The organism is Candidatus Competibacter denitrificans Run_A_D11 (assembly GCF_001051235.1).
GTDB classification, from domain to species: domain Bacteria; phylum Pseudomonadota; class Gammaproteobacteria; order Competibacterales; family Competibacteraceae; genus Competibacter_A; species Competibacter_A denitrificans.
Window position 1 is genome coordinate 1 of the sequence record NZ_CBTJ020000060.1, and the last position, 6,972, is coordinate 6,972.

Genomic DNA, 6,972 nt, shown 5'->3' on the forward strand with positions numbered 1-6,972 from the left:
ACCGGCGGCATGGTCGTCGTTTGCGCGGGCACGACCGGCTACAACGCCACCGTCGATCTGCGCTATTTGTGGATGCGCCAGAAGCGGCTGCAAGGCTCCCACTTCGCTAACGCCGAACAGTCCTATCAGATGAACGAACTGGCGGTGCGTGGCCTGCTCGATCCCTGCCTGTCGCGGGCCTTCACCTATGCCGACTTGCCCGTTGCCCACCAACTGATGCACGACAACAAGCATCCGCACGGCAATATGGCTGTCCTCATCGGCGCCACCGAATTCGGTTTAGGCGCCAGCGGCAAGCCGCCGGTCAAGATCGAACACCCCACACTCCCGAAGGGCGACGTGCACACGACCCCGCACCCGTACCCGATGTCCGCGCCGCTGCCCGGCATCGCTGAAGCCGAAGCCATCAAGATCGCCGATGATGGCACCCAGGTTAAAGACCTCATGCATCGCGGCATCATCGCCTGCGCACCGGGCGATACCGTCGGTCAGGTCGCCAAGATTATGGTGGATAACGAAATCCACGCGGTGGTCGTGATGGACGGCGGTAAGGCGGTCGGTGTGGTGTCGCAGACCGACATGGTGCTGGCGCGGCAAGGCCGCACCTCCGAAGAAGCGCGGGCGATGAAAGCGGGCGACATCATGACCCCCGGCTGCGCCACCTGTGACGCCAATATTCTGTTGAGCGAAGCGGTTAGCCTGATGACCGGTCGGCGGATGCATCGCCTGATCGTGACCGAGAACGACCAGCCCACCGGCGTCATCTCGATGACTGACGTGGTGCGCAAGGTGATCGGCGAATAAGCGTCTACGCTGCCAGCTAAACCCCGGCTCGCGCTTCGTTGGAGCGTAGGGCCGGAGTGTTATGGATGAGTCCTCCAGGGGTGCCAATCGGTGCCCCTGATTTTTATAGCTTTAGAGACTTTAGTCAGTGTACGGCTCAGCAATCCAATAGACCTATGGAACAGTTGGCGTTAGCGCCTGCCTTGGCTGGATGAGCCAATAGTGCCACGCCGCCAACGTCTCATATTGGTCGCAGGAAATTTGCACGGTAGCCTGTAGATGAAACAAAACCATCTGCCGTGGTCAATTATGAATGAGATCTCGACCCGAAACCACCGGAGCGCTCCCCATGCCGACCCCCTCTGACAAGCCGCTACGCGACCGCGTTAAACTGCTGGGCCAGTTATTGGGCCAAACGCTGCGCGACCGCGAGGGTCGCAACGTACTCGATGCCGTTGAAACTCTGCGCCAGGGCTTCATTGAATTGCGCAGTCAATCCGATCTTGCACCCGACATCCGCGAACGACTACTGCGATTCATTGCCGCTCTCAATCCAGAGATGCTCAATCACGTGGTGCGGGCGTTTAACGCCTATTTCAATCTCGCCAACATCGCCGAAGAAAATTTTCAGCACCAGTTGCGCCGTGAGCAGGTTCGACGCGGCAAAGCATTATGGCGCGGTTCGTTTGATGAGACGTTGCGCGTATTGCGGGCTGATGGCGTCGATGCCAGACGGTTGCAGACCCTGCTCGATCAACTGTGCTTTACACCGGTATTTACCGCACATCCGACTGAGGCCAAGCGCCGCGTCTTGTTAGGGGCGCAACGGCGGGTGTTTGTGACTAACGGTAAGCTCGACAATCCGGCGCTCAACCGCTATCAGCGCGCCGAGGTAGTGGAAGAATTGCAAAGTCAGATTCAAATCCTGTGGAAAACCGACGAGGTGCGCAGCTTCAAGCCACAGGTGCGTGATGAAATCAAAAATGGCCTGTATTACTTCCGCGAGTCCATCTTCCAAGCCTTACCGACGCTCTATCGCAATTTGGAGCGGGCACTGAACGCCGTATACGGCGATGTCGGCGGGAAGACTGGAATCCGTATTCCCTGTCTGTTGCGCTTCGGATCGTGGATTGGTGGTGACCGCGACGGCAACCCGTTCGTCACGCCGGAAACCACCGCCCTGGCGTTGCGCCTGCAAGCACAGGAAATCCTGCGCGAATATCTGCGCCGGATCGAGGAACTGAACCGGCACCTGACCTATTCCAGCTCGCTGGACATGCCCTCACCCGTATTCGCCGCCCGTCTGGAAGCAGATGCGGAACAGATGAGCGCCCTGTTCGCCGATGCGCCCCGCCAGTACGCGCAGGAACCGTATCGGCGCAAGCTGTTTTTGATTTATCACCGTCTGCGCCACAACCACGACCGCGCCCGCGCCCGTGCCGAGGGCCATCCTGAAGCGGTGCCAACGCCCTTCTGGGGATACGCATCCGAGCAAGCGTTTCTGGATGATTTGTATCTGATCCGTGATTCCTTAATCGCGCACGGCGACCGCGCCGTCGCTGACGGCGAACTGACCGATCTCATCCGGCTGGCAGAGACCTTCGGTTTTTATCTGACCGCGCTGGATGTGCGCCAAGAGTCGGGCCGACACACAGCGGCGGTGACAGAGATTTTCGCGGTTGCGCCTAACCTGCCGGACTATGCCGCCCTGTCGGAGGAACAGCGGCTGGCCGTCCTCAGCGAACTGCTGGCCAAGCCTGGTACGCCGCTGTTGTATTGCGATAGTTTAAGTTCGGCCACCCGCGAGACCTTAGACGTGTTTCAAGTGATGGCGCAATTACGGGAAGAAATCAGCCCGTGTGCGTTCGATAATTACGTCATCTCCATGACCCACGAGGCCAGCCATATCCTGGAAGTGTTATTTCTGGGCAGTTTCGCGGGCTTGGCAGGGCGTCGCGCCGATGGCAGTTGGCATTGTGCGCTGCGGGTTGCGCCGCTGTTCGAGACCATTGCTGACTTGAATCGGGTTGAAATTCTGCTGAGTCGGTTGCTGGATCAGCCGACGTATCAAGCCTTGCTGGCGGCAGCGGGCGGCGTTCAGGATGTCATGGTCGGCTATTCTGATTCCTGCAAGGACGGCGGCATCCTGGCCTCGAACTGGGGGCTGTATCAAGCCCAACAGCGAGCGGTGGCGCTGACCGCAGCACGCGGCTTTGGTTGCCGCCTGTTCCACGGTCGTGGCGGCACAGTGGGGCGCGGCGGCGGTCCGACTCACGACTCCATCTTGTCTCAGCCCACAGGCACGGTGAAGGGCCGAATCAAAATCACCGAACAGGGCGAGGTGCTGTCGTTTAAGTATCAGAATGTGGAAACAGCGGTTTATGAGCTAACCCTTGGCATTACTGGACTGATGAAAGCCAGTCGGCATCTGGTGCAGACAGTTCCGCCAGAGCCGCCGGAAGCGGCGGCGGTGATGGCCGAGTTGGCCCGGCACGGCGAAGCGGCGTACCGGGAATTGACCGAGCAGACGCCGGGTTTTATGGACTACTTTTATGAGGCGACACCGCTTGGCGAAATTGCGCTGCTCAATCTGGGTTCGCGGCCTTCGCATCGCGCTCATGGTGACCGCTCCAAGTATTCGGTACGGGCGATTCCTTGGATGTTTGGCTGGGGCTTGTCGCGGCATACTTTGCCCGGTTGGTACGGGATTGGCACTGCCTTAGCGCGTTGGCGCGGCGACGATCCTCAGCGGTTAGAGACCCTGCAAATGCTTTACCGCGAATGGCCTTTCTTCCGTGCGCTACTCGACAATAGCCAAATGTCGCTGAATAAAGTCGATGTCAACATCGCCCGTGAGTATGCTCGGCTTTGCCACAATGCCGATGCTGAAAAGCGTATTTATCAGCAGTTTCGGACGGAGTATGAACAAACCTGTTATGAGATTATGGCAGTGGCGCAAATCTCGACCCTGCTCGAAGAAAACCCAACCCTTGCCAAGTCATTAGAACGGCGTAATCCGTATCTAGACCCGCTCAATCATATTCAGGTGACCTTATTACTGCGTTATCGCCAGGCGCTTCGGGATCAGGGTGCAGACTCGCCAGAGGCGGAGAAATGGTTACGGCCCTTGCTGCGATCCATCAACGCTTTGGCGGCGGGAATGCGGAACACCGGTTGAGCAGTGGTCGCTGCTCATTGACCGACACCAGAGGGGGTACAGTGGGGATGCGTACCCTCGGCTCACGCCGATTTCCCAAAAAACTCGCGCTGGGTGGCCTGCACCACCGCCACGATGGCGGGATGCAGTAACCGTCGCTCAGTGGTGATGGCGTAAAGGCGCTCGGTGACTGCTTCAATCCGTCCGATAGCCTGCACGGTGTATTGCTGGGTCACATAATCGGCAATCGCCGTAGGAGCTACAAATAAGCCCGCGCCCGCCTGACCGAACGCCTTGAGTAAGGCGCTGTCCTCAAATTCGCCGACGATGTGCGGATACAAACGCTGGGCTTCAAACCAGCGCAGCAGGTCGGGCCGCAATGCCACATCGTCGCCCGGCAGCAGAAACGGTGCCCGATTCAGCGATACCGGAAAGTCGCCTGCCAAGGACTGCGCCAACTGGGGTGCGGCGAACACCGTCAAATCGCTCTCGCCTAGAAAGTGGCTGTAGCCGCGCACGTTGAGATGGTTGGGCATCGGTTGGTCGGCGATGACCAAATCGAGATGATGCACCGCCATCTCGGCCAACAGCGGAGCCAGGCGGCCTTCCCGACACAGCAGCCGCACCGGTTCCGCCATGCGTAACGCCGGTTCCACCACCCGATAAGCCAACGATTTCGGCACCGAGTTGGCGATGCCGACCCGAAACGGCAAACTCTTACGCACCGTCTGGTCTAACGCCACTTCCAGCAGTTCGTCGCCGAGCGCAAAAATCTCATCGGCATAACTGAAGATGCGCTGCCCCGTCTCGGTCAGTTCTAGCCCCCGCCCCACGCGGCGAAACAGCTCCACTCCCAACCGGCCTTCCAGTTCGCTCAACTGACTGCTGATGGATTGCGGCGTCAGGTGTAGGTGCTTGCTGGCGCTGGCGATGCTGCCCGACCGGGCCACCATCCAGAAATAGTGTAGATGCTTGAAGTTGAGGCTGGCCACAGGATTCCAATCCATCGAAAAAGTCGAACTATCCAGCAATATTATTCAGATTGTTGGATGTTTCGCTACCCCTTAGACTGCCATTTGTCTTTGATCCTAAAGGAACGACGTGATGAATATCCATATCCGGGCCAGTGGTATCGTGCTGACCGATGAGGTGCGCGAATATGTCGAGCGGCGGCTGCAATTTGCCTTCGGCTGGGCGGATGAGCGGTTGCTATACGTCGCAGTTCGCCTGTCGGACGAGAACGGCCCGCGTGGCGGCGAGGACAAGCGTTGCCGAATCCAGATTAATTTTGCGGGTGCGCCGAACTTGGTTGTCGATGATACCGAGGCTGATTTGTACGTCGCCATCGACCGGGCCGCTGACCGGGCAGGTCGTTCGGTGGCGCGGCGATTGGAACGGCAACGCGATTACCGTCAGCATCTATCGCCGCTCACAACAGCAACGCTGACTAATAACCTGAATTTACACTGAATCCTGGAGAAGCTCGATGAAGTACCTACCGGAGCTATTCGCCGCCAACGCGCGTTGGGCTAAGGAAACGACTGCTGTTAATCCTCACTTTTTCGCCGATTTAGAATCGATTCAGGCCCCCAATTACCTATGGATTGGCTGCTCGGACAGCCGGGTACCCGCCAATCAAATTACTGGCCTGAAGCCGGGCGAGGTGTTTGTCCATCGCAACGTCGCCAATGTGGTGGTGCATACCGACCTCAACTGTCTGTCGGTCATGCAATACGCCATTGAGGTGCTGAAGGTCCAGCACATCATCGTCTGCGGTCATTACGGCTGCGGTGGCGTTAAGGCGGCTCTAGATGGGGCATCCTTTGGGCTGATCGATAACTGGTTGCGCCATATTCAGGATGTGCGCGACCGGCACGCGGAGTTGCTGGATGCGTTGGAGGATACGGACACGCGGTGGCGGGCGCTGTGCGAGTTAAACGTCATTGAGCAAACGCGCAACGTCGCCCGCACGACGCTGGTAGCCGATGCCTGGAAGCGGGGACAGCCCTTGATGCTGCACGGTTGGGTTTACGGCTTGGCAGACGGTCGCCTCCAAGACCTTCAGACCTCCATCGATAGCGGCGCGATGCTGACTGACGCGATTGCACTAGCGGTTGCCGGTGTGTGGGCGCGTTATACCGAGTGAGATTTGTCTCAAGCCACCCACAACACCCCCACTTAAAAGGATAAGAACATGGCGAAAGAACTCTACAACCTTGGGGAACAACCTCCGTTAGGCATCGTTCCCCAAAAAATGCACGCTTGGTTGATTCGCCCAGAGCGCTTTGGCGTTCCAACTGAAGCGTTCCAACAAGAAGTGGTGGACGTGCCGCCCATCGCCGATGACGAAGTACTGGTGTACGTGATGGCGGCGGGCATCAATTACAACAACGTCTGGGCGGGCTTAGGGATTCCGGTCAATGTGATCGGTGCGCGTAACAAGGCCGGGGAGAAGGAAGAATTCCATATTGGTGGCAGCGACGCCTCCGGCATTGTCTATAAAGTCGGCAAGGATGTAACTGGCCTGAAAGTCGGCGACGAAGTAGTGATTCATTGCGGACGCTACAGCCGCGACTGTGAGTGGGTCAAGAATGGCGGTGACCCGATGTACTCGCCGACCTATCGTATCTGGGGTTATGAAACCAACTGGGGCAGTTTCGCTCAATTTACCAAGGTGCAGGCCCAGCAGTGTATGCCCAAGCCCAAGCACATGAACTGGGAAGAAGCTGCTGCTTATACATTGGTTGCGGCTACTGCCTGGCGGATGCTGCACGGCTGGGGGGCGAACGCCGTCAAGAAAGATGATGTCGTGCTGATTTGGGGCGGCGCGGGCGGTCTGGGTTCGATGGCCATCCAAATCGTCAAGGCGGCAGGCGCGATTCCCATCGCTATCGTTTCCGGCGAGGATAAGTTTGACTACTGCATGAAGTTGGGCGCGAAAGGCTGCATCAACCGCAACGAATTCGACCATTGGGGCATGTTGCCGCACTGGAAGGATAACGTCGGCTACGCCAAGTGGCTGAAAGGGGTGC

The 6,972-nt window shown here is 58.3% G+C and carries 6 protein-coding genes; 5 read left to right on the forward strand and 1 reads right to left on the reverse strand.

The window, feature by feature from the left end; genetic code table 11:
• Together BN873_RS12805 and ppc are read left to right on the forward strand one after the other, a co-directional pair.
• Positions 1-804 (forward strand): CBS domain-containing protein (locus BN873_RS12805; protein ID WP_048674283.1); only part of this gene is annotated, 804 nt, incomplete at its 5' end.
• A gap of 328 nt (positions 805-1,132) precedes the next feature.
• Positions 1,133-3,961: a phosphoenolpyruvate carboxylase gene (ppc, locus tag BN873_RS12810; RefSeq protein ID WP_048674284.1), complete on the forward strand. Its 2,829-nt coding sequence runs from the start codon at positions 1,133-1,135 to the stop codon at positions 3,959-3,961.
• 62 nt (positions 3,962-4,023) lie between these two features.
• On the opposite strand, the gene nhaR is transcribed toward ppc, so the two are convergent.
• Entirely contained in the window at positions 4,024-4,947 is a 924-nt protein-coding gene (gene nhaR, locus BN873_RS12815) for a transcriptional activator NhaR (RefSeq protein WP_242434434.1), read from the reverse strand.
• A 97-nt stretch (positions 4,948-5,044) separates the two neighbouring features.
• Here nhaR and BN873_RS12820 point away from each other — a divergent pair, with 97 nt between their 5' ends.
• The 3 genes from BN873_RS12820 to BN873_RS12830 form a co-directional block, all read left to right on the forward strand.
• On the forward strand, positions 5,045-5,410 hold the full coding sequence (locus BN873_RS12820; RefSeq protein ID WP_048674286.1) for an HPF/RaiA family ribosome-associated protein: 366 nt from the start codon (positions 5,045-5,047) through the stop codon (positions 5,408-5,410).
• A 16-nt stretch (positions 5,411-5,426) separates the two neighbouring features.
• Positions 5,427-6,086: a carbonate dehydratase gene (gene can / locus BN873_RS12825; protein WP_048674288.1), complete on the forward strand. Its 660-nt coding sequence runs from the start codon at positions 5,427-5,429 to the stop codon at positions 6,084-6,086.
• Positions 6,087-6,134: 48 nt separating this feature from the next.
• Positions 6,135-6,972 (forward strand): alcohol dehydrogenase catalytic domain-containing protein (locus BN873_RS12830; protein WP_048674290.1); only part of this gene is annotated, 838 nt, incomplete at its 3' end.